Source organism: Colwellia sp. MB02u-6 (assembly GCF_014077095.1).
GTDB lineage: Bacteria > Pseudomonadota > Gammaproteobacteria > Enterobacterales > Alteromonadaceae > Cognaticolwellia.
Genome location: NZ_JACGVG010000035.1, coordinates 263,470 through 286,544, shown reverse-complemented (window position 1 = coordinate 286,544; position 23,075 = coordinate 263,470). Strand labels below are relative to the sequence as shown.

21 protein-coding genes are annotated in these 23,075 nt (G+C 39.4%); 14 read left to right on the top strand and 7 right to left on the bottom strand.

Annotation, left to right across the window (positions count from 1 at the left end; genetic code table 11):
• Positions 1-44 precede the first annotated feature (44 nt).
• The 3 genes from H4J46_RS10805 to H4J46_RS10795 all read right to left on the bottom strand — a co-directional run bounded on the left by H4J46_RS10805 (position 45) and on the right by H4J46_RS10795 (position 4,198).
• Complete coding sequence (locus H4J46_RS10805) at positions 45-530, bottom strand: NADH-quinone oxidoreductase subunit A (protein ID WP_310650233.1); 486 nt, start codon at positions 528-530, stop codon at positions 45-47.
• A gap of 659 nt (positions 531-1,189) precedes the next feature.
• Positions 1,190-3,580, bottom strand: coding sequence for an ATP-binding protein (locus H4J46_RS10800; protein ID WP_182233502.1), 2,391 nt, complete (start codon positions 3,578-3,580; stop codon positions 1,190-1,192).
• 129 nt (positions 3,581-3,709) lie between these two features.
• Positions 3,710-4,198, bottom strand: coding sequence for a zinc ribbon-containing protein (locus H4J46_RS10795; RefSeq protein ID WP_259365797.1), 489 nt, complete (start codon positions 4,196-4,198; stop codon positions 3,710-3,712).
• A 319-nt stretch (positions 4,199-4,517) separates the two neighbouring features.
• Here H4J46_RS10795 and leuS point away from each other — a divergent pair, with 319 nt between their 5' ends.
• The 13 genes from leuS (at position 4,518) to lipA (ending at position 18,219) form a co-directional block, all read left to right on the top strand.
• Entirely contained in the window at positions 4,518-7,109 is a 2,592-nt protein-coding gene (leuS, locus tag H4J46_RS10790) for a leucine--tRNA ligase (RefSeq protein ID WP_182233501.1), read from the top strand.
• 119 nt (positions 7,110-7,228) lie between these two features.
• Positions 7,229-7,735, top strand: a complete 507-nt coding sequence (gene lptE, locus H4J46_RS10785) for an LPS assembly lipoprotein LptE (protein WP_182233500.1) — start codon at positions 7,229-7,231, stop codon at positions 7,733-7,735.
• Positions 7,736-7,745: 10 nt separating this feature from the next.
• On the top strand, positions 7,746-8,789 hold the full coding sequence (gene holA, locus H4J46_RS10780) for a DNA polymerase III subunit delta (protein WP_182233499.1): 1,044 nt from the start codon (positions 7,746-7,748) through the stop codon (positions 8,787-8,789).
• Positions 8,776-9,435 (top strand): nicotinate-nucleotide adenylyltransferase, encoded by a 660-nt coding sequence (gene nadD, locus H4J46_RS10775; protein WP_182233498.1) that lies wholly within the window; start codon positions 8,776-8,778, stop codon positions 9,433-9,435. The genes holA and nadD overlap by 14 nt, the downstream gene beginning before the upstream one ends.
• A gap of 180 nt (positions 9,436-9,615) precedes the next feature.
• Positions 9,616-9,933 carry a ribosome silencing factor gene (gene rsfS, locus H4J46_RS10770; RefSeq protein ID WP_259364505.1) on the top strand — a complete coding sequence of 106 codons (318 nt, stop codon included), beginning with the start codon at positions 9,616-9,618 and terminating at the stop codon, positions 9,931-9,933.
• 11 nt (positions 9,934-9,944) lie between these two features.
• On the top strand, positions 9,945-10,415 hold the full coding sequence (gene rlmH / locus H4J46_RS10765; protein WP_182138305.1) for a 23S rRNA (pseudouridine(1915)-N(3))-methyltransferase RlmH: 471 nt from the start codon (positions 9,945-9,947) through the stop codon (positions 10,413-10,415).
• 3 nt (positions 10,416-10,418) lie between these two features.
• Positions 10,419-12,398 carry a penicillin-binding protein 2 gene (mrdA, locus tag H4J46_RS10760; protein ID WP_182233497.1) on the top strand — a complete coding sequence of 660 codons (1,980 nt, stop codon included), beginning with the start codon at positions 10,419-10,421 and terminating at the stop codon, positions 12,396-12,398.
• Positions 12,398-13,513 (top strand): rod shape-determining protein RodA, encoded by a 1,116-nt coding sequence (gene rodA, locus H4J46_RS10755; protein WP_182233496.1) that lies wholly within the window; start codon positions 12,398-12,400, stop codon positions 13,511-13,513. The genes mrdA and rodA overlap by 1 nt, the downstream gene beginning before the upstream one ends.
• Before the next feature lie 88 nt (positions 13,514-13,601).
• The gene (locus H4J46_RS10750) at positions 13,602-14,519 is read left to right on the top strand and encodes a septal ring lytic transglycosylase RlpA family protein (protein ID WP_182233495.1); all 918 of its coding nucleotides are present in this window, start codon (positions 13,602-13,604) and stop codon (positions 14,517-14,519) included.
• 236 nt (positions 14,520-14,755) lie between these two features.
• Positions 14,756-15,943 (top strand): serine hydrolase, encoded by a 1,188-nt coding sequence (locus H4J46_RS10745; protein ID WP_182233494.1) that lies wholly within the window; start codon positions 14,756-14,758, stop codon positions 15,941-15,943.
• Between the two features lie 320 nt (positions 15,944-16,263).
• Positions 16,264-16,527, top strand: a complete 264-nt coding sequence (gene ybeD / locus H4J46_RS10740; RefSeq protein ID WP_182233493.1) for a DUF493 family protein YbeD — start codon at positions 16,264-16,266, stop codon at positions 16,525-16,527.
• A gap of 71 nt (positions 16,528-16,598) precedes the next feature.
• Entirely contained in the window at positions 16,599-17,261 is a 663-nt protein-coding gene (gene lipB, locus H4J46_RS10735; protein ID WP_182233701.1) for a lipoyl(octanoyl) transferase LipB, read from the top strand.
• Entirely contained in the window at positions 17,251-18,219 is a 969-nt protein-coding gene (gene lipA, locus H4J46_RS10730; protein ID WP_182233492.1) for a lipoyl synthase, read from the top strand. The genes lipB and lipA overlap by 11 nt, the downstream gene beginning before the upstream one ends.
• A 146-nt stretch (positions 18,220-18,365) precedes the next feature.
• Here the strand turns inward: lipA and H4J46_RS10725 are convergent, their stop codons facing one another.
• From H4J46_RS10725 to prmB, 3 genes are all read right to left on the bottom strand, one after another.
• On the bottom strand, positions 18,366-19,535 hold the full coding sequence (locus H4J46_RS10725; RefSeq protein WP_182233491.1) for an MFS transporter: 1,170 nt from the start codon (positions 19,533-19,535) through the stop codon (positions 18,366-18,368).
• Positions 19,536-19,574: 39 nt separating this feature from the next.
• Positions 19,575-20,666, bottom strand: a complete 1,092-nt coding sequence (gene aroC, locus H4J46_RS10720) for a chorismate synthase (RefSeq protein ID WP_182233490.1) — start codon at positions 20,664-20,666, stop codon at positions 19,575-19,577.
• 96 nt (positions 20,667-20,762) lie between these two features.
• Complete coding sequence (gene prmB, locus H4J46_RS10715) at positions 20,763-21,695, bottom strand: 50S ribosomal protein L3 N(5)-glutamine methyltransferase (RefSeq protein ID WP_310650232.1); 933 nt, start codon at positions 21,693-21,695, stop codon at positions 20,763-20,765.
• 87 nt (positions 21,696-21,782) lie between these two features.
• On the opposite strand from prmB, the gene smrB reads away from it, so the two are divergent.
• Positions 21,783-22,325, top strand: a complete 543-nt coding sequence (gene smrB, locus H4J46_RS10710; RefSeq protein ID WP_182233488.1) for an endonuclease SmrB — start codon at positions 21,783-21,785, stop codon at positions 22,323-22,325.
• 76 nt (positions 22,326-22,401) lie between these two features.
• On the opposite strand, the gene sixA is transcribed toward smrB, so the two are convergent.
• Entirely contained in the window at positions 22,402-22,881 is a 480-nt protein-coding gene (sixA, locus tag H4J46_RS10705; protein ID WP_182233487.1) for a phosphohistidine phosphatase SixA, read from the bottom strand.
• Positions 22,882-23,075 lie beyond the last annotated feature (194 nt).

The window sequence follows — 23,075 nt, the reverse complement described above, 5'->3', positions numbered from 1 at the left end:
CATTGCGTCATCTAATTTTGCTTTTGTTAGTGACCATTCCATTATTACTGTCCTTTATTTGGATCAAAAATAGTTTTATCAAAAAGGCTTTGCTCAACGGGTTGGTTTTCAGCTTGTTGCAAACGCTGCAGTTGTGTTGTTCTAAAAGGTTGATGGCGTCGGGTTAACTCTAATGCGCCAATACGAATTAAATAAATTAATGCCGCCAGTAATACCGTAATAAAAATACTGGCTTCGATAAAACCAGACCAACCCACCTCATCAAAAGCAATAACCCAAGCAAAAAGATAAATGGTTTCCAAATCAAAAATAACAAAAAAAATGGCATATAAAAAAAAGTGATTGGTAAAGCGGGTTTTACTGTCAGAGACAGAAACAATGCCAGATTCATAAGGGGTGTTCTTCGCTCTCTGTTTACCTTTAGGACCGAGAAAATGGGATAGCAGCATCATCAGAACGAGCATAGCAGCCAAAATAATAAAGTAAGCCGCAATTGGCCATACTTGTGTCATTTGATTAGATGTTTCCACAAAGCCTCCATTGATAACCTACTGTGTGATAATGCTAAATATCATTGGCAAACAATTTATTAAACTACAAATAGACAAACAGCAAACTTGTTGATACCTACTTAGAATGCATCAACAAGATAATCATCAGCAGCTTGGTAATCGCATTAAGTAATTAAAAAAATGTCAATGTTAGTTAACTAAATTAGATTTCAGTGTTACGTAAAGTGCATTACACATTAACAACTAAGTAGATGGGACAGAAAAAAGTGTCTGTTCGCTAGGTAAATACCTGACCTTATCTTATAGGGAGCTCACCATTACTAATTCATAACGCTAACTCGCTGCATTTACTTTTTATTGTTGTTATCCGCTGTCGCTAACATTCTCGCTTCATAAATCCTACTGAGATAGCACCTATAATTAGGTGTAAATGAACAATATTTCCATAATCAACTTCTGCTAGTGTGCTTGGCAAAATGTTACGATGAAAAGTATTGTTACTAATAACAGTATAGAAAAGAATTCAAGTAATGCTTGTTTTTTAAGCGAATATTAACATTTAAACATTTTAACTGGTGTAAAAAGCAATAAACACGGCGTTTGCCGTGTTTATTGCTAGAGGAGGTTTTTTGCTTAATTATTCAAGCCAGCTTATCTTTTAAGCTTATAGTTAACACTTATTCTTCAGCGCCATTAATTAGCTCTGAAAACGCTGACAATTTATCCAGCACCATACCATGTATTGATTTTTTTGGATAACGGCCAGTACGAGTGATTGCTCCAGCGGGTTGCGCCATTAGAATCTCTATCGCCTGATCAATATTGTCGACCGCATAAATGGCAAACTGTTCATCGGCCACTGCCTGTATCACCTCAGGTGCCAACATCAAATTAATGGTATTGGTTTTAGGTATAATAACACCTTGTTCGCCCGTTAAGCCTTTGTCCTTGCAGAGACGATAAAAACCTTCAATTTTCTCATTAACGCCACCAATAGATTGCACTTCGCCATGTTGATTCATCGAGCCTGTTATTGCGATACCTTGATTTATAGGTAATTTAGCGATAGCGGAAATTAACACGCAAAGTTCGGCCATTGACGCACTGTCGCCATCAATATGGCCGTAAGATTGCTCAATGGCAATATTAGCAGAAATAGTCACTGGAAATTTTTGCCCATACTTGTGGCCTAAATAACCAGTTAAAATCAATACACCTTTTGAGTGAATAGATTTACCTAAATCGACTTCGCGCTCAATATCTGTCACACCTTGGCTACCAGCGTATACGGTCGCCGTTATACGTGCGGGGGTACCAAAAACACTATCACCAATCTCTAACACGGTTAGACCATTAATTTTACCTACTTGCCCACCTTCGGTATCAATAAGTAACTGACGCTCTTTAATTTCCTCTAACCAAGCTTCACTCATGCGGCCAGTACGTCTTTGTTTTGCCGCCAATGCCATCGTGATATGTTTACCGCACAGGTCATTTTTGCCATCTGATCGCTGCCATAAATAAAAAGCTTCGTCTAATAAGTCATTAACCTCTACTATATTAGCTGAAATTTTTTGCTGGTGCTCTGCGCGCCTGAGTGCATATTTGACTAACTCAAACACCGCTTCATCTGTCACTTGTGGATAATGGTTACGGTAGGCACGCTGGCGAATCAGACTGGCATAGTCATTTAAGTTACTTTGATTTTTTTCTAAGTGACGATCAAAGTCTGCCAAAACCCGAAATAACTCAGTAAATTCTTGATCATAATCTTGTAAGGTATAGTAAATTTCAGGGTCGCCCAGTAAAATCACTTTAACATTTAACGGAATTTTTTCTGGTTGCAAACTAAAGGCACCCGGTTGTGCATATTCTGAATGCGGATTTTCGATAGTAATTTTCTGCGACTTTAGCGCTAGCTTTAAACGCGCCCAAACTAAAGGTTGGGTCAAGAGTTTATCCGCTTCAAGTAGTATATAACCGCCATTGGCTTTATGCAGCGCACCGGGTCTTATTAAACGATAACTGGTGTAACTGCTGCCTTGAAAACTACCAAAATCAACATGGCCAAACAGGTTTTGAAAGGTCGGATTCTGTTCATAAATAACCGGCGCACCTTCATTGGCTTTTCGGGTCACCAGTAAGTTAGGTAAAAAACGTTCCACCATTAGTTTACGCATATCTTTGTCATTAGGCGCCTCGTTACTCTCATCGACCAGTAACTCTAAAACAGCATCAACAACGTGCGCTTTAACTTTAGCTAAGTATTTCTGTACGCCGGTATTACTGGCGAATTCTGTCTCTAATTCTTTTAGAAAAGGTTGAATACTTTGTGCTGCAGTTTCATGTTTTAACTTACGTAATCTGTCGGAAGAAATACGTTTCCATTGCGGTAATTCAATTAATTTTTCAGAAAGTAAATCTTCTAATTTGGCCAACAGAATATAAAAATCAGCACGTTTTGGTTCATTTAATTCCGCAAACTCTTTATCATTAAGTCGCTTACCTTCAACTAATGGTGAAAAGCCAATTTCACCATTTTCTTCGAATAACACCACGTCATCTTTTAATGCCGCATCTTCAACCTCGGTAATCGCTTGGTCATATTTTTTATTAAAGTCGCGATCGATGGCTGCTTTCTGTCTTTGATAGCCCAGGTTATCAAAAATCTCTGGAAACAAATCCATTAACTCATCAATAAAGGTATTCATGCGAGTAAGTAATTGCTTACCGTCACCTGGACTAACATAAAGGCTGTATGGTGAGTTTGGGTCATCAAAATTATTGATATAACACCATTCATCAGGTGTGGGTTCTTGACTTGCTGTCGCGGCTAACATTTGCTTGATCAGGGTTTGACGCCCAGTACCATGCTCACCCATGGCGTAAACATTAAAACCGGGTGCATCCATCGACAAGCCAAAAGTTAGTGCTTCTTTCGCTCTTTCATGGCCAATAAATACTTGTTCTATTTCTGAGCTCGATGTGGCATTAGCAAATTGTTTAACCGTTAGGTCTGCGGTTAACTGGCAAGGTTTAAGACGTGTATTTGTTGACACATTTGTCATAGAAGATCTCTCGAGAGTGCGATTTTAATATCAGGTGAAATAAATACAGCTATAGTAAGTACAGTGTACAGCGACACGCCACTGAACAGCAAAATAATATAAAGAAAAACTATCAAAAAAAGTTATTTTTTACGGCGTTAAACTCAAACGTTCAAAATCTTTACTACCACAGACAATACACTCAGTAACAACATTTGGGTGGCTATGAGTAACACAATGTTGACATGCTTTGCATTTTAGCTGACCAAAACCAACATAATCACCAACATGGTAGCCATCTTGATGTTGAAAATCATCCATCAGCTCAGCCCATTCAACTTGGGACTTATCGGTAATTTGTGCCAAGCTTGACCAAAGGTTTTCATTAAGTAGCTCTAAATATATTGAATGCTTAATGTCCGCTTGATATTGCTGATAAAAATCACCTAGGTCGTACTTAAGATTAGCAATAAACTGTTTAATTTGCTGCTCAGGAATTTGCTCGGCAGCAATCAATATCGTTCTCGCTTGTTCGAGTAATTCAACAGCCGAGCGAATTTCGTTATCCTTGCTGTCTTCCAACCATGTTTGTAACTTTTGATAAAGCTCTTGAGTTTGAGATTGCTTTTTTTTCATCATGCTGCCCTCATTTAAAAATTACTTATTAGTCTACTTATTGCTTAGATAACGTCAGTCATCAGCACTTTATTAAAGCATATAACAACGACTAAAGTGGCTTTTATCAGCTATTTAGCTGTTAATGCGCAATATTCTTGGATTATCTAGAAAAAATTTCCGCATAGCCCTGCTTTAACTTGTCGCAACGGCTAGAGATAAGGTATCCTATTAAGATTATTTTTATCGCTAAAACCTGACCTTAACATGACAAATTTTATCAAGATAAAATTGTCAAAAAAGCGGGTTGATGCTCTTATTTAAGTGTGTTTGAGAAATCTTAATGGAATCCATTTACAATCCCCAATCAATTGAAGCCGAAGTTCAGAAATTTTGGACTGATAACGACACCTTCAAAGCTGAAGAGTTACCAGGAAAAGAAAAGTTTTATTGCTTGGCGATGTTTCCATACCCAAGTGGACGACTCCATATGGGGCATGTGCGTAACTACAGTTTAGGTGATGTAATTTCTCGTTACCAACGCATGCAAGGCAAGAATGTGATGCAACCTATGGGTTGGGACGCTTTTGGTTTGCCAGCTGAAAATGCTGCGATTAAAAATAATTCTGCGCCGGCAAAGTGGACTTATGAAAATATTGATTACATGCGTAACCAATTAAAGTCATTAGGTTTTGGTTACGACTGGAGTCGTGAATTAGCGACTTGTAAAAAAGACTATTATCGTTGGGAACAGTGGTTCTTCACTCAGCTTTATGAAAAAGGCTTAGTGTATAAGAAAAATTCCACGGTGAATTGGGATCCTGTTGATCAAACCGTATTAGCTAACGAGCAAGTAATAGATGGTCGTGGCTGGCGCTCTGGCGCGCTAGTTGAGCGTAAAGAAATACCGCAATGGTTCATTAAAATTACAGCTTATGCTGAAGAATTAATTAACGATTTAGACCAATTAACCGATTGGCCTGAACAAGTTAAAACCATGCAACGTAACTGGATTGGTCGCTCTGAAGGTGTAGATATGACCTTTCAAGTGGCTGAATCTACAGCACGTTTCGATATCTACACCACGCGACCAGATACCATCATGGGTGTGACTTATGTCGCCTTAGCTGCCCAGCATCCATTAGCCTTAGCTGCTGCTGAAACGAATCCAGCACTAGCGGCCTTTATTCAAGGCTGTAAAACTAATAAATCTACTGAAGCCGATATGGCAACAATGGAGAAAAAAGGCGTTGATACCGGCTTAAAAGCACTCCACCCGATTAGCGGTGAAATAGTGCCGGTTTGGGCCGCCAACTTCGTATTAATGGATTATGGCTCAGGCGCTGTTATGTCTGTACCTGGTCACGACCAACGAGATTGGGAGTTCGCCACTAAGTATGGTCTAGAGATTAAACAAGTTATTGCCAGCGATGAAAGCGCTGACGTTACAAAAGCAGCGATTACTGGCAAGAGTGTTTTAGTTAATTCGGGTGAATTTGACGGTTTAAATTTTGAAGAAGCCTTTAAAGCTATTTCAGAAAAATTAATCGCTGAAAACAAAGGTAAAGTAACAGTAAATTATCGCTTACGTGACTGGGGTGTTTCTCGTCAACGTTATTGGGGTACACCCATTCCAATGCTGCATTTAGCCAATGGTGAGTCTGTGCCAGTACCGGCAGATCAATTACCCGTTGAACTACCCGAAGATGTAGTGATGAATGGCGTAACCTCACCGATTAAAGACAACCCTGAATGGGCTAAAACCACCTTCAATGGTGAAGAAGCATTTCGAGAAACGGATACCTTTGACACCTTTATGGAATCATCATGGTATTACGCACGTTATTGTTCACCGAACGATGACACGCAAATGTTAGATCCAGCGAAAGCTAATTATTGGTTGCCGGTAGATCAATACATTGGTGGCATTGAGCATGCCATTTTACATTTACTTTATGCCCGTTTTTTCCATAAATTATTACGTGATGCTGGCTTAGTAGAATCTAACGAACCTTTTAAAAAATTGCTCTGCCAAGGTATGGTATTAGCTGATACCTATTATCGTGAAGCAGAAAATGGCGGACAAGATTGGATTGCACCGATAGATGTTGACGTTGAGCGTGATGAAAAAGGCCATGTCACTTCTGCCATCAGTAAATTAGATGGCAAACCAGTCATTTCTGCTGGCATGAGCAAAATGTCAAAATCGAAAAATAACGGTATTGACCCACAAGCAGTTATTGATTTATATGGCGCTGATACCGTACGACTATTTATCATGTTTACCTCACCACCAGAGCAAACATTAGAATGGTGTGATGCCGGCGTGGAAGGTGCACATCGATTCTTAAAGCGGGTTTGGAAACTCACTTATGACTTTACCCAAGTTGCAGAAGTGTCAAAAGCAGCACCCGGCATTGCCAACTTAACGCTTAACTCGGCGCAAAAATCATTACGCCTTGAATTGCATAAAACCATTGCTAAAGTCAGTGATGATATTGGTCGTCGAAACACCTTTAATACCGCGATTGCCGCGATTATGGAATTAATGAATCATTTAGGTAAAGCGAGTATTGCCAGCACTGAAGATCGCGTGGTGATGCATGAAGCTATTCGTGCGGTCGTATTAATGCTAACTCCTATCGTGCCACATTTAAGTCATCATTTATGGAACATGATTGGCGATGGTAAGCCAGTTGAAAATACTTCATGGCCAGTGGTTGACGCCACCGCTTTAGTGGAAGATGAAAAGCTTATTATTGTACAAGTTAACGGTAAATTGCGTGCTAAAATTACTGTGTCAGCCGAGGCAACAAAAGAAGCGGTTGAAGAAATCGGTTTTAATGATGTCAATGTTAGCAAGTTTATTGATGGTAAAACGGTACGTAAAGTGATTTATGTACCGGGTAAACTATTGAATATTGTTGCTAATTAATAACTTACTTTGTTACAACTGTTAATGATAACTCAATTAAAACAGTGATTTAAAAGTGCATAGCTAAAATTTTTTGGTTATGCACTGATTGAATTTTACCTATAAAAAGTGAACACTTTATGCAGCCATTAATAATTCGTCGGGTAAGCAAACTCTTATCTTTTAGCATTATCTTAATGATGTTAAATGGTTGTGGCTTTCAACTACGCGGCAATTATTTATTAGCGCCTGAGCTACAAACTATTATATTTAGCTCGGTTGATCAATATGGTGAACTCACCCGTTTAGTCAAGCAGCACTTAAGCATTAACGATGTGACTTTAGTGCGACAAAGTGAAAAAGCTATTCCGCAAATGCGCATACTACAAGACAACTTAGACCGAAGAACGCTGTCAGTTTTTCCTAATGGTCAAGTAGCAGAATATGAACTTATTTATACCGTACGCTATCAAGTTTTAATCCCCGGACAAGATATTCAAAATTTCCGCTTTGAGCTTAATCGTGATTATCAAGATGATCCTGATATTGCCCTAGCAAAAAGTCGCGAATTGTCGTTAATGTTACGAGAAATGCGTAAAGAAGCCGCCAATAAAATTTTACGTGACATGGCTAGTATTCAGCTGTAGGTAACTTCACATGCGCATTTATCATAATCACCTCGACAAAACCTTAACACAAGGCTTTAAGCCAGTATGGTTAGTCTTTGGTGATGAGCCATGGCAAAAAAATGACGCCTTAGAGAAAATTAAAAACAGTGCTAAAAAACAAGGTTTTGACGAAGTCATTCGTTATAGCATTGACGATAAATTTAATTGGGATGAGCTGTTTCAAGAATATCAGTCAATGAGTTTGTTTTCATCATTACGCATTATAGAAGTAGAGTTTACCACGGGTAAAATTGGCGATAATGGTGCGAAAGGTGTAGCGCAATTACTCACCCTTTTACATCAAGATATTCAACTCATCTTTCATGGCCCTAAACTTGACGCTGCCACGCAAAAGCGCAAGTGGTTCAAAGCGTTAGAAGCTGCTGGTTGCTTTGTTCCTTTATACGATATCGAAGGTAAACAATTAAAACAATGGCTCAGCAATCAAGCTCGGCAGTTGCAATTAACTTTACCTGACGATGTTATTAATTTAATGACTGAATTATTTGAAGGTAATTTACCGGCATTAGCTCAAGAGTTGCAGAAACTGTCGATATTATTCTCACAGCAACCCGTGAGTGTTGAAGAAGCAGAACAACTTTTAATTAAACAAGCGCGATTTAGTCCTTTTCAACTGATCGACACTTTGCTTATTGGCGATCTTAAAAAGTGCTTAACTATCTTAGATCAAATGCAGCATGACGGTAGCGCATTTGGTCAATTAATTTGGGTGGTTCACAAAGAAATTAGTCAGCTTTATGCCATGTTAGAACAAATAGAACAAGGCAGCCGTATTAACGACATTTTTCAGCAATACCGTATTTGGGAGAAGAAAAAACCACTATATCAGCATGCGCTAAACAATATAAGCTTAAGCAATGCCGAGCAAGCATTAGCAAGGTTAGCGCAAGTAGATTTACTCAGTAAAACCAGTAGCGACTTTAACGCTTTTATTTTGCTCAGTGATGTTTTCATCAGCTTATTTCACGATAACATCAGTCAACACTTCAGTTTAGATTATGAGTATAACTAACCAAAAAACGCCAACGCTTATCGCGTTACTTGGCGGTACCTTCGACCCTATTCATCTCGGTCACATCTTACCTGCCCAAGAAACCGCGCATTGGTTAGGCGCAAAACAATTACATTTAATTCCTGCCCATATACCACCACATAAAGCTGACACTCATGCCAATGCGAAACAGCGTACTAAAATGGTGGCTTTAGTCTGTGATAAAAGCGCACTATTTACCCTTGACCATCGTGAACTCAAGCGTCAAAGCCCTTCATATACCGTCGATACCTTACAGCAAATAAAAACTGAGCAGCCTAATGCAAGTTTATATTTTATTATGGGTATGGACTCGCTCTTATCATTTACCCAATGGCGCAGCTGGCAAGACATTCTCACCTTATGTAACTTAGTGGTTAATATTCGCCCAGGTTACCCGCACCTAACGTTGGAAGAAGCACTTGAACCAGCACTAAAGTCTCGTTTAATTTATAATCTTGCGCAATTACAGCGCCAGAAAACTGGACAAATACTTATCCATGAAAGCACCCCTGTGGATATTTCCTCAACCACAATAAGAGCAAAAATTAAAACCGGCTCAGACGTCAGCCAATACCTACCTCAATGCGTATATGATTATATAGAGCAACATAAGCTCTATCGATAACGCCATTATTTTTCAATAACTGCAGCCAAATCACTCATTTTGTATCACTTGGGGAGAAGTTAAGTGAAATAAATCCATTGTTGTGCAAAAAAACCGCTATTTACTACATTAGATGGTTAACTGACAAACAAAATAATGCTATTATCGCCGATTATTGTTGTTAATTATAGAGATCCCACTTTGCAAAGTTCAGACCTAATTACTTTTGTTACCGAAAAAATCGAAGATATGAAAGGCCGCGATATCGTTACACTAGAAGTAGCTACAAAATCGAGTTTCACTGACTACATGTTAGTTTGCTCTGGTAACTCAAAACGCCACGTTATTTCCATTGCACAATCACTCACTATTGAATGCCGTGCCGCTGGTATTGAAGCCTTAGGTGTTGAAGGAAATGATGTTGGTGAATGGTCTTTAGTCGACTTAGGTGATGTTGTTGTGCATGTGATGACTGATGAAACTCGTGAGCGTTATCAACTAGAACAACTATGGCAGTAGCCTAAACAACAATGCGCATTACCTTATATGCCGTTGGTAATAAAATGCCCGCTTGGGTTAGCCAAGGGTTTAGCGAATATTGCCGTAGATTTCCTCGTGATATGAGTTTCCATCTAGTGGAGATTTCACCAGGGAAACGCGGTAAAAATGCAGACATTGCCCGCATTCTTGAAAAAGAAGGTGAGCTAATGTTAGCGGCTATTCCAAAAGGTAATCGCATTGTTACGTTAGAAGTAGAAGGCAAGCCTTGGACCACCCCTGATCTTGCCAAACAACTGGAACGTTGGCATATAGATAGCCGAGATGTTGCGCTCTTAGTTGGTGGACCAGAAGGCTTAGCACCTGCTTGCATTCAGGCATCTGAGCAAAAGTGGTCATTGTCACCACTGACCTTACCACACCCTATGGTGCGAATTGTTGTGGCTGAAAGCCTCTATCGTGCTTGGTCAATCAATAATAATCACCCTTATCACAGAGAATAAATAATGGCAGCCAAAAAACGTGTTGTTATTAGAAATCATAGCGCTGAAGCCAATTTATTTGCACGCCGTACCTTCATCACCTTTGCGGGTATCATCATACTTTCATTAATGTTATTTAGTAATGTTTATAATCTTCAAGTTAGCTCATATCAAAAATACCAAACACGCTCAAACTCTAATCGTATTAAACTGTTACCTGTCGCGCCCAATCGAGGCTTAATCTATGATAGAAACGGTGTGTTACTGGCTGACAATACCCCCGTTTACAGCTTAGAAGTGATCCCCGAGCAAGTAAATGACATTAAACAGCGCTTGTCAGAAGTTAGCCAACTGTTAGATATAAGCCAAGAAAAACAAGAAAAACTACTTCAAGCAATGAAGAGCAAACGTCGTTTTAAACCGATAGAGCTTTATTCACGATTAAGCGAGCAACAGGTTGCCTTATTTTCGGTCAATCAGCATAAATTTTCTGGTTTTTTTATTGATGCACGTCTAAAGCGCTATTACCCTTTCGCTGAATTAACCACACACTCATTGGGCTATGTCGCACGTATTAATGGTAGAGACTCACTTGCGCTAGAACAGCAAGGCTTAGCTGAAAACTATGCCGCTACGCGCAATATTGGTAAACGCGGATTAGAGCGCTATTACCAAGATATTTTACACGGCACTATTGGCCACCAAGAAGTAGAAATTAACAACCAAGGTCGGATCATTCGTACGTTAGACTTTACCCCACCCATTCCCGGTAAAGACCTGACCTTAACCTTGGACATTGAGCTACAAATGATCGCAAAACGGGCGCTTTTGGGTAAACGTGGTGCGATTGTCGCCATTGACCCCAGAGACGGTGGCGTGCTTGCTATGTATTCAAATCCAAGTTTTGATGGCAACTTGTTTGTGCATGGCATTAGCAGCAAGAAATATAAAAAACTTTTAGCTCCACAGAGCAACAAGCCCTTACTTAACAGAACATTACAAGGTTACCCACCCGCTTCAACGATTAAACCATTATTAGCCATTACGGGTTTAGACGCCGGGGTAATTACTCAAGAAACAGAAATTTATGATCCCGGATTTTATCAACTCCCCGGTATAGAAACTAAGCGACGTGACTGGAAAAAATGGGGCCATGGCAAGGTCGATTTAACTAAATCGTTAGAGCAGTCTTGTAATGTTTATTACTACGATTTGGCCTATAAACTGGGTATTACCCGTATTAGTCAAATGATGAGAAAATTCGGCTTCGGTGAATATACCGGTATTGACCTGCACGAAGAAAGTCGTGCAATTATGCCCAGTATCGAATGGAAAAGAGCCCGTTATAATAAACCTTGGTATACAGGTGAAACCCTATCGGTAGGTATTGGTCAAAGTTACTGGTCAGTCACGCCACTGCAATTGTCACAAGCCCTATCTATCCTAGTCAACAGGGGTCAGATTAAGGTACCACACTTATTAAAAGCAACTACTGAAGTGCTTGTTAACGACAAAGATTTTAGCACAGGGCAAACCATTGTCACTGAATATGTTGTTGATGAAAAACAGCCTATCATATTAAAAGACCAACACAGTTGGGATCTGGTTTTAGACGGTTTACATAATACCGTGCAAAAATTTGGCGCGACCGGCTATGCCGCATTTAAAGGCAGTAAATACGACGCTGCAGGTAAAACGGGTTCAGCACAAACCGCTAACATCGAACAAGGTGAAGAATACGATGCGAGTCAAGTTAAAGAAAGTAAACGTGACAATGCCATGTTCATTGCCTTTGCCCCGTACGAAAACCCTGAAATAGTGATTGCGGTTGCAATAGAGAATGTTGCTGAAGGTGGTGGTGGTACAAATGCCGGACCGGTTGCACGCCAGATTATGGATCAGTATTTTGGTGATCGCGAAATCATCAGTAAAGACCCGCGCAAGCATCCACATCATAGCAATGATTTTCATCAAAAAATAAAAAATACAGCAGGTAATCCCTAGTGCGTAATACCGGACATGATCAACACCAACAGCGCACTTTATGGCAGGGTTTACATATTGACCTGCCATTATTAATCGGGATTTTAATCTTACTAACACTGGGATTATTTGTCGTTTATAGCGCAGGTGGGCAAGAATCTGCCGTGCTAATAAGACATGCAAAGCGTGTTGGCTTAGCACTATTTGTGATGTTTATTGTTGCGCAAATCCCACCCTTGTCTTATCGAAGATGGGCGGTGCCTGTATTCATTATTGGCTTAATGTTATTAAGTGCCGTGCTACTATTCGGTCATACTGGCAAAGGTGCTCAACGTTGGTTGGACCTGGGTTTTACTAAATTTCAACCCTCTGAGATTATGAAGCTTATCATGCCTATTATGATCGCTTGGTATGTTAGTCAATACGATTTACCGATCAAAATATCCAAAATAATCATTGCTTTTATTTTAGTCTTAATACCCACGCTGCTCATTGCTAAACAACCTGATTTAGGCACGTCTTTACTGATCGCAAGCTCAGGAATATTTGTTATATTTCTTGCTGGTGCCAGTTGGAAACTTATCGGTGCCTGTGTTGGTTTAGCGTCTGCATTTGCACCAATTTTGTGGATGTTTTTGATGAAGCCTTATCAAAAACAACGGGTGCTAACATTTTTAAATCCTGAACAAGATCCACTCGGCTCAGGCTATCATATTATTCAATCTAAAATTGCCATCGGCTCTGGTGGTATAAACGGTAAAGGCTGGTTACAGGGTACTCAATCACAACTAGAGTTTTTACCTGAGCGCCATACTGACTTTATTTTTGCAGTATTTAGTGAAGAATTTGGCTTAATTGGTGTCGGCTTATTGTTAACAGTATATCTGGCAATTGTTATGCGCGGCTTATGGATTGCGGTCAATGCCCAACATGCCTTTACTAAGCTTTTGGCTGGCAGCTTAACACTAACATTTTTTGTTTATATCTTTGTTAATATCGGCATGGTCTCTGGTATATTGCCTGTGGTTGGTGTACCCCTACCATTAATTAGCTACGGTGGAACATCAATGGTGACATTAATGGCAGGATTTGGCATGCTTATGGCAATAAGCACCCATAGAAAATTTAACATCTAGCAAAAATAATGGCATATGAATAATAGCCCATGAAAAAAATCACTTAATAAACAATTGATGTAAATAATAATAGAGTCTACTGATATTTATGGCGAAACTAAACATCAACCACCATATATGCCTATGTGTACTGATCATACTTATCTCGGCTTGTAGCACTAACTATGGTCGCTACCAACAAAAAAATGACAGTACACCAAGCCGCTTACCTACCACTAGCGAACTTCATGATGCTACGCCGCGAGCTGAAGCCTTTAGCCTGGGTGGTAATAAAAATTATCATGTACGCGGTAAAGACTATCGAGTATTAAAGAGTGCAGAAAATTTTAGCCAAGCCGGAACGGCCTCTTGGTATGGTCGAAAGTTTCATGGTCACTTAACCTCGAATGGCGAAATTTACGATATGTATGCCATGAGTGCAGCTCATAAGAACTTACCTTTACCTAGCTATTTAAGGGTTGTTAATAATAGTAATGGGCTATCTGTTATAGTTCGAGTTAATGACCGAGGTCCTTTTCATCAAAGCCGTATTATTGATTTGTCATACAGTGCCGCCTATAAGCTCGATATGTTAAAAACAGGCACTGCCAATGTTACTATTACAGCAATCACTGATTTTACTCTTAATGGTTTAGCCCAACTTCAGGCAAGCAATCAACGCCCAACAGATAGCGCAACAACAATCACGCCTTTGCCAAAAACAACGCTTTTAGTCGCAACTAAAACAATAGTAACGAAAAACATTGAGCTTAAAACAGCGTTACCATCACCATTAAACGTTACACCTAAAGCACAATATATTCAGGTATTTGCTAGTAGAAGTCATACTCAAGCGACCAAATTTGCCAAGGGATTAATTAAACAACATCAAATAAATACCCTATTAGAACAAATAAATGGAATTTTTCGTGTTCTTGTAGGTCCGATAGAGCGCAGTGATGAATTAGCCAGATTATTATCAGCAATTAAAGCAGATGGTTACCCTAAAGCTTTTATTCGCCAGTAACTTTTAAAACTTTTAATCACGAGTAAAATGTTAAGCCTTGACGTTAGCCTTTATTTTTTAGCGAAGATGTTTAACGAACAGGTCGTATTACTGCGATTTAACGTGTATAAATAATCTGCAAAACTCATCAAAGGTAAAAAATTGATGAGTTTTGCAGATTAGAATTAAAAAAGAAAAATGTTATACTGCATAAAATTTTTATAATTTCCATTAAATGATAGCGCTGTAGGACAATTATGCCCCAAATCAAAGTTACTCGAGTACCTAAAAAACCAATAAAGTTATTAACTGTTTTAGGCTCTGTATTATTAAGTGTTTGCTCCCTTTCTCATGCACAAACCATTATCCCACCCGTTCCAGAAGTAAATGCTAAAGGCCATATTTTAATAGATTATGCCACAGGTAAGGTTATTGCAGAAAGTAATGCCGATATTTTACTTGCTCCAGCAAGCTTGACCAAAATGATGACCAGTTACATCATAGGTAAAGAGCTAGATAATGGTAATATCAACAATGATGACTCCGTTAGAATTAGCGAAAAAGCTTGGGCAAAAAACTTCCCTGAGTCATCAAAAATGTTTATTGAAGTGGGTACAGAAGTATCAGTAGCCTTGTTAAACCAAGGTATTATCGTGGCATCAGGAAATGACGCCTGTGTGGCTATGGCTGAACATATTGCCGGTAGTGAAGGTGCATTTGCTCAATTAATGAATGCCCACGCTGAACAATTAGGCATGTATAGCAGCTTTTTTGAAAACAGTCATGGCTTAGACAGCAAAGAACACAAAACCACAGCGCGAGATATGGCAACACTGGCCATTGCCCTTATTCGCGATGTACCCGATGAGTACAAGTTGTATAGCCAAAAATCTTTTACTTATAACAACATTAAACAATATAACCGCAATAGTTTATTGTGGGATAAAAGTATGAATGTTGATGGTTTAAAAACTGGCCATACCTCACAAGCAGGTTATAGTTTAGTCACATCCGCTACTAAAGGCGATATGCGCTTAATAAGTGTCGTTATGGGTGCAGACAGCGAACGCGCTCGTAAAGTAGAGAGTAAAAAACTACTGAACTATGGTTTTCGTTTTTACGAAACATACACACCCTATAAAGCCGGTGAAAAGTTTGTTAGTGATAGAGTTTGGATGGGCGATCGCAAAGAAGTTGACTTAGGTATTATGGTTAATACCCCAATTACCATTCCTCGTGGTCAACGTAAAAACTTACAAGCAAATTTTGAGTTAGACAAGCAACTCACAGCGCCACTGCAAAAAGGTGAAGTAGTAGGCAAATTGTTTTTACAACTCGACGGTGAAGATATTGCCCAATACCCATTAGTAACGCTACAAGAAGTTAAAGAAGGTAGCCTGTTTAATAAATTGATGGACTATGTAAAGCTGCAATTTATTAACTAGTTTTAATCACTGTTTTATTGGTTATACCAAACTGCACAGAAAACTTAGCCTAGGCTAAGTTTTCTGTTTTAATTCAGTGATATTAGAAAATAAAACCACCAGCAAACATTGATATTAGTTAATCTCCCCCTCATTTATATCCAATAACTCGCCTCGACTGGTCACATTCGTAACAAATAATGTTAAAATATCGCCAATTGGCACATTCAGCCGCTTAAATTATTACCACATGGATTGGTTTATTTACCACTAACTCGAATATGCTAGCCATGATTAAACCACCTACAGCATATGGGTTTTTTACCGATTAAGAGAAAAAAATGAATACTAAATTTGATGAATTATTAGATTTCCCCACCGTACTAAACTTTAAAGTCATGGGTATCGCGTGTGACGAGTTGCCAGACCTAGTTGTTGGTGAGTTGCAAAAACACACGCCTGGTGATTATGCGCCAAAGGTAAAACTAAGCTCGAAAGGAAATTATCATTCAATTTCAGTGGTTGTTACGGTTACCAGTAAAGAACATATTGAAACAATATATAAAACCTTGAACGCCATTGAGCAAGTACGTTACGTGCTTTGACCCTACTTCTTATCCGGTGTATTCCCATTATTATTTAGCTATAATACTCGTAATAAAACCTATAGAGATGTATTTTGAAAAACACATTGATTATTCGGCAACTGAATAACCTCGACTATGTCGATGTTTGGCATGCCATGCAAAATTTCACCGATAATCGAGACGAAAATACTGCTGATGAACTTTGGCTGGCAGAGCATCCGCCAATATTTACTCAAGGACAAGCAGGTAAAGATGAACACCTACTTATGCCTGGAGATATTCCAGTAGTAAAAGTTGATCGTGGCGGGCAAGTCACCTATCACGGCCCTGGCCAACAAGTGATCTACTTTATGATCAATCTACGTCGAAGAAAAATGGGTATAAGAACACTGGTGACGCTAATTGAAGATGGCATAGTAGCCTCAATGGCAGACTTTGGCATTACGGCAAAAGCAAAGCCTGACGCACCAGGTGTTTATGTTGAAGATAAAAAAATTGCCTCTTTAGGCCTTAGAGTACGTAAAGGCTGCTCATTTCATGGTTTGGCATTAAATGTTAATATGGACCTATCACCATTTCTACGCATTAACCCCTGCGGTTACCAAGGCTTAGAAATGATACAAACAATCGATTTACAAGGCCCTGCCACAGTAGATCAAGCGGGTGACTCATTGGTTAAACACCTAAGTGAGTTATTAAACACCCAGCATTTATCTTATCAAACGGGATTGGAAACAATACATGACCACTAAATCATCACAAATTACTCCAGGTACTAAACTACGCGATGCCGAAAAAATGGCGCATATTCCTATTAAGGTTATGACTTCTGAGCGCGAAACCATGCTAAGAAAACCTAGTTGGTTACGCATTAAACTGCCAAAAAGTTCAGAGCGTATTGATGGTATAAAAGCAGCACTGCGTAAACATAATTTACATTCTGTTTGTGAAGAAGCGTCATGCCCAAATTTATCAGAATGTTTTAATAACGGTACAGCAACCTTTATGATTTTGGGTGATATTTGTACCCGTCGTTGTCCATTTTGTGATGTTGGCCATGGCCGCCCAATGGCGGTAAACAAAGAAGAGCCGCGCAAGTTAGCCTTAACGCTAAAAGACATGAAGCTAAAATACGTAGTGATCACTTCTGTTGACCGCGATGACCTTCGTGATGGCGGCGCACAACAATTTGTTGATTGTATTACCGAAATTGCCGAGCATTCACCACATACTAAAGTAGAAATTTTAGTCCCAGATTTTCGTGGCCGCATGGATCGTGCTTTAGAAATTTTAAATACCCATCCACCGGGTACCTTCAATCACAACCTAGAAACCGCACCGCGTTTATATACCAAAGCTCGCCCAGGCGCTAACTACCAATGGTCATTAGATCTATTGAAAAAATTTGGTGAGGCAAACCCAAGTGTCCCGACTAAATCTGGTTTAATGGTCGGCTTAGGTGAAACTAATGAAGAGATTCTTCAAGTGATGCGGGATTTACGTGCTCATGGCGTTACCATGCTAACTATTGGTCAATACTTACAACCAAGTAAACATCATTTACCGGTCGAGCGTTACGTTCACCCAGATGACTTTGCTATGTTTAAACGTGAAGCAGATAAAATGGGCTTTGATCACGCAGCATGTGGTCCACTCGTACGTTCTAGCTACCATGCTGATAAACAAGCCGCTGGTGAAGAAGTAAAATAGTACCTACCACCTAAGTATATGCTGCCTAGTTAATTAACTTAACTAGGCAAAATAAAAAAAGCTAGCCAATAAAATGGCTAGCTTTTTTGTTACGAGTAAAGTGAACACGGTTAACTTATAGTCATTGAAATAAATAATCGATCACTCTAAGGCAGGCTAACTTTTCGCTTAATAGGTTTATTACGCAAAAATAGCGCTAAAATCCCGCCAATTAGGGCGGTAATCGCCGCAAAATCAAAGGTTATCATAGCACCAATACCCTCTTGCCATAATAGACCAGCTACATAAGCACCAATCGCACCTCCAACACCATAAACACCCCCAATATAAATCGCCTGCCCTCGGCTTTGTTGGTTCGCATTAAAGTGCTGTTGAATAAAGCTAATGCTGGCACTATGGTATAAACCAAAACTTAGCGCGTGGATCAGTTGGGAAAATGCCAATGCCATATCGCTATTTGCAAAATGTCCCACAATGAACCAGCGAAATGCCGTCAATAATATGCTCATGCTAATTAAAGTTTTTAGCGAGAAACTCTTAAAGAAAATAGCGGCAAAAACAAAAACCCCAATTTCAGCAACCACACCAATAGCGATAAAAATACCAATTAAAAAGCCTGAGTAAGCTAAATTTTTAAGGTATAAAGCAAAAAAAACATAATAAGGCCCAAAGCTCATTTGCAACATTAAGCCCGCAAAAAAGAATAACAAAAAGTTACGATTGAACACTTTGGCTTTAATAGAGGCATTATCAACAAAGATTTTTTTGGCTATTCGAGGTTGCTTATTGAGCAGTGTCGATATAAAAAGCCCTGCTAATATAACAATACCAATATAACTAAAGGCTTCAGCAGAATAACGCTCAATAAGTTCACCACTGAGCATAGCAACAATGACAAAACCGATACTGCCCCATAAACGAATACGGGCATATATTTTCGCACTTTTACGAATAGAGTTCAGGGTCATCACTTCAATTTGCGGTAATATTGAGGTAATAAAGAGGCTAAACATGGCCAAACTAAACATTAATGGCCAGTAACTGAATGTCCAAATAATCAAACTAAAACAAAACAACGACAGTAGTGCACCTACTTTCACTATTCTTAGTTGTTGACCTGACTTGTCAGCGAGCTGCGCCCATAATGACGGCGCTACTATTTTTGTTGCGGTGATCACCGCTAATATCTCACCAATTTCTAGCGAAGTAAAACCTCTAGCATCGAGGAATACCGCTAAAAAAGGTACGATTAAACCTAAGAGACCAAAATACCAAAAATAATTTGTCGATAAACGCATGAATTGTTTTGAAGCCATTAGGTTAGGCTACCATCACTTGGGGATTTACCCACAAACTTAACGTTCAATATCTGGCGTTTGACAAAGCACATCCATATTTTGTGCACGATGTCTCAAATAATGATCCATCAAGGTCAAAGCTAACATAGCTTCAGCAATCGGTACTGCGCGAATGCCTACACAAGGATCATGACGGCCTTTGGTCACAATGTCAGCAGACTTACCGGTAAGATCAACTGTTTTGCCACTCACACCGATACTAGAGGTTGGCTTTAATGCAATCGACGCAACAATAGGTTGGCCTGAGGCTATACCACCTAAAACACCACCAGCATGATTTGACGCAAAACCTTCAGGGGTTAACTCGTCTCTGTGCTCAGAGCCTTTTTGATTAACAACAGCAAAGCCGTCGCCCACTTCTACTGCTTTCACGGCATTAATGCCCATTAGGGCATGGGCAATATCCGCATCTAAACGATCAAAAATAGGTTCACCTAAACCCACGGGCACATTATTCGCTACTACCATCAATTTAGCGCCGATAGAGTCTTTTTTACGCATAATACCACGTAATAATTCATCTAGTTGTTCAAGTTTATTCGCATCTGGGAAGAAAAACGGATTTTCTTCAACAATATTCCAATCAATATTTTCGGCACATACGTCACCAATCTGGGTGACACAAGCTTGAATAGTCATACCAAATTTCTGTTTTAAATATTTTTTTGCTACTGCACCCGCTGCCACACGCATCGCAGTTTCACGCGCCGAAGAGCGACCGCCACCGCGGTAATCACGAATGCCATACTTTTGCCAGTAAGTATAATCCGCATGTCCAGGACGAAATGTCTTGGCAATATCACCGTAATCTTGCGAACGTTGGTCGGTATTCTCAATTAATAAACCAATAGGTGTGCCCGTAGTTTTACCTTCAAAAACACCTGACATTATTTTGACTTCGTCGGCTTCTCGACGCGCGGTGGTAAAACGCGATGTACCCGGCCGGCGTCGATCAAGATCATGCTGTAAATCAGCTTCGCTAAGTTCTAAGCCTGGAGGGCAGCCATCAATAATGGCCCCTAAGCCTAACCCGTGGCTTTCACCAAATGAAGTAACTGTAAATAACTTACCAAAAGTATTACCTGACATAATGAATCTTACCCGTAAAAAATGATGATATACCAAATACCTTAATGAATTGGTATCAGAGTACCCAATAAACTACTCTAGGCAGCTTGTTGGGTATTAATTATTTATTGCCTGAAAATCTTGCTGATGATTTTCTAGTTGTGCTTTAGTTAAACGAAACACGCCATGGCCACCGCGTTCAAACGCCAACCATTGAAATGGCACATTGGGGAAAGCAGCACTTAAATGAATTTGTGAATTACCCACTTCACAAATCAATACGCCATTATCATGCAGATGACTCGCGGCTTGCGCCAAAATTTGTCGTACGATATCTAAGCCGTCAAAACCACTGCCTAAGCCCATTACTGGCTCATGTAGATACTCTTGCGGCAATGCATCGACATCTTCTTGATCAACATAAGGGGGGTTTGTCACTATTAAATCATAACGTTGTCCTACAACCCCAGAAAAAACGTCAGATTCAATTGGTATAACCTGTGCTGATAAACCATGACCTTCAATATTGATTTGCGCCACATTAAGTGCATCAATAGAAAGATCCGCGGCATCAACTTCTGCCTCAGGAAACGCAACAGCGCAGGCAATAGCAATACAACCACTACCGGTACATAAATCTAAAATTTGCTTTGGCGCATGATCAATTAAACCGGCAAATTTATTATCAATTAGCTCACCTATTGGCGAGCGTGGCACTAGCACACGCTCATCAACATAAAAGGGCAAGCCACAAAACATTGCTTGATTAGTTAGATATGCTGCAGGTAGGCCTTCAACCATTCTCCGCTCAAACAAGTGTAAAATCGCTATTCGCTCTTGGGATACCAAACGACATTGCATAAGATCATTAGATATTTCTTGCGGTAAAGCCAATTGATGCATCACCAAAATAAGCGCTTCATGCCAAGCATTGTTTGTACCATGGCCAAAATACAACTCAGCCTGATTAAACTGACTCGCACCAAAACGCACATAATCATTAACGGTATGTAATTGTTCACTTACCTCTACAAAATTTATTATTCCCACGCTTTCCTCAGGTTTTATTATCATAACAGTTGTTTTTATTATTATACTTTCACTTGTTATTGTTCGTCGATGTTTTAAACTTCGCAAATGAAATCTAAAGACGCACTTAATGTGGAAGAAATAAATTTATTTAAAGATACCATAGGTAAGGTAAAACCTATGGTACAGGACAGAATACACCCGGCAAAAAGAACCAGCAAGCAGAAAACGACTTTAGCAAAACAAAAAGATAAAAAAGCCTTAGCTGAGTTTCATTTCTCTGATGAATTTGAACCTGCGCTGAATCTTAATGGTCCTCTAAAGTACGTTCGTGATGGTGTTGATAGTTTTGAAGCTAAAAATTTACGCCGTGGTCAATACGCCCCTGACTTAATTTTAGACTTACACGGTCTTGATCAACACGAGTCAAAGCGTGAAATTGCCGCATTACTTGCTGCTTGCGAAAAAGAGCATGCACAATGTGTTTGTATTGTTCATGGTTTAGGTGGCCGCATATTGAAAAATAAAGTGCCGCACTGGTTAGTACAGCACCCTGATGTGATGGCCTTTCATCAAGCGCCATTGGAATGGGGTGGCAATGGCGCCATACTGGTTTTAGTCGAATTAAAAGACAAGTTTAGTACTGATTAATGCCAACACTTAACGAGCCAGAGTCTCAAAAAAATCATGGCAACCTAGCACCAAAGTTCATTAACTAAAAACTTTGTTAACTGACAATTTCATTAGGTGAGATTAACCTAATAAGCTCACCTTGCATTTTGTTGGCATCATAGTCAATTTGCGCTACGGAGCCCGTTTGAAATATAGGCATAGTGTTATCAATACTTAATTCGGCGACCAAATAGCTTATCAAAGGCATATGTGACACTAATAATATTTTCTGGTACTGCTCAACAGCACAAACGGCATCAAGATAATCATGAACATCTTTAGCACTATCTTCTGGCGTAATAATACTTAAGGTTTGCCTTTTACCTACATTTCCTAACTGGCTAATCACCGCATCTGCCGTTTGTTGCGCACGTAAATATGGGCTAACAAAAACACAATCAAATGTCAGACTGTTTTCCAATAACCATTGCCCCATTATTGTAGCTTCTTTGACGCCGTTTTCAGTTAACGGTCTGAGTGCATCAGACGGTGCAACCATTTTAGCTTGTCCGTGACGCATAACAAAAATTTGCATAAACACCTTAATTCCAACACAATTTTCAATATAGTTGATTGTATGTCCAAACAACATGAATCTTATATATTCAAGTGGTTTAGCCGTAATTCTCAATAATTTGGCTATAGTAAACGAATTGTTTAGCTTTTTATAACATCTAATAAGAATAAAATGGACTCACCTTATTCCTTAAGGTAATTTAGAAAGGTTAT

Excerpts from the sequence above, each read along its gene's own strand:
- H4J46_RS10800 (WP_182233502.1), bottom strand. The coding sequence starts at position 3,580 with ATGACAAATGTGTCAACAAATACACGTCTTAAACCTTGCCAGTTAACC.
- H4J46_RS10795 (WP_259365797.1), bottom strand. The coding sequence starts at position 4,198 with ATGATGAAAAAAAAGCAATCTCAAACTCAAGAGCTTTATCAAAAGTTA.
- leuS (WP_182233501.1), top strand. The coding sequence starts at position 4,518 with ATGGAATCCATTTACAATCCCCAATCAATTGAAGCCGAAGTTCAGAAA.
- lptE (WP_182233500.1), top strand. The coding sequence starts at position 7,229 with ATGCAGCCATTAATAATTCGTCGGGTAAGCAAACTCTTATCTTTTAGC.
- holA (WP_182233499.1), top strand. The coding sequence starts at position 7,746 with ATGCGCATTTATCATAATCACCTCGACAAAACCTTAACACAAGGCTTT.
- nadD (WP_182233498.1), top strand. The coding sequence starts at position 8,776 with ATGAGTATAACTAACCAAAAAACGCCAACGCTTATCGCGTTACTTGGC.
- rlmH (WP_182138305.1), top strand. The coding sequence starts at position 9,945 with ATGCGCATTACCTTATATGCCGTTGGTAATAAAATGCCCGCTTGGGTT.
- mrdA (WP_182233497.1), top strand. The coding sequence starts at position 10,419 with ATGGCAGCCAAAAAACGTGTTGTTATTAGAAATCATAGCGCTGAAGCC.
- H4J46_RS10750 (WP_182233495.1), top strand. The coding sequence starts at position 13,602 with ATGGCGAAACTAAACATCAACCACCATATATGCCTATGTGTACTGATC.
- H4J46_RS10745 (WP_182233494.1), top strand. The coding sequence starts at position 14,756 with ATGCCCCAAATCAAAGTTACTCGAGTACCTAAAAAACCAATAAAGTTA.
- ybeD (WP_182233493.1), top strand. The coding sequence starts at position 16,264 with ATGAATACTAAATTTGATGAATTATTAGATTTCCCCACCGTACTAAAC.
- lipA (WP_182233492.1), top strand. The coding sequence starts at position 17,251 with ATGACCACTAAATCATCACAAATTACTCCAGGTACTAAACTACGCGAT.
- H4J46_RS10725 (WP_182233491.1), bottom strand. The coding sequence starts at position 19,535 with ATGGCTTCAAAACAATTCATGCGTTTATCGACAAATTATTTTTGGTAT.
- aroC (WP_182233490.1), bottom strand. The coding sequence starts at position 20,666 with ATGTCAGGTAATACTTTTGGTAAGTTATTTACAGTTACTTCATTTGGT.
- smrB (WP_182233488.1), top strand. The coding sequence starts at position 21,783 with ATGAAATCTAAAGACGCACTTAATGTGGAAGAAATAAATTTATTTAAA.
- sixA (WP_182233487.1), bottom strand. The coding sequence starts at position 22,881 with ATGCAAATTTTTGTTATGCGTCACGGACAAGCTAAAATGGTTGCACCG.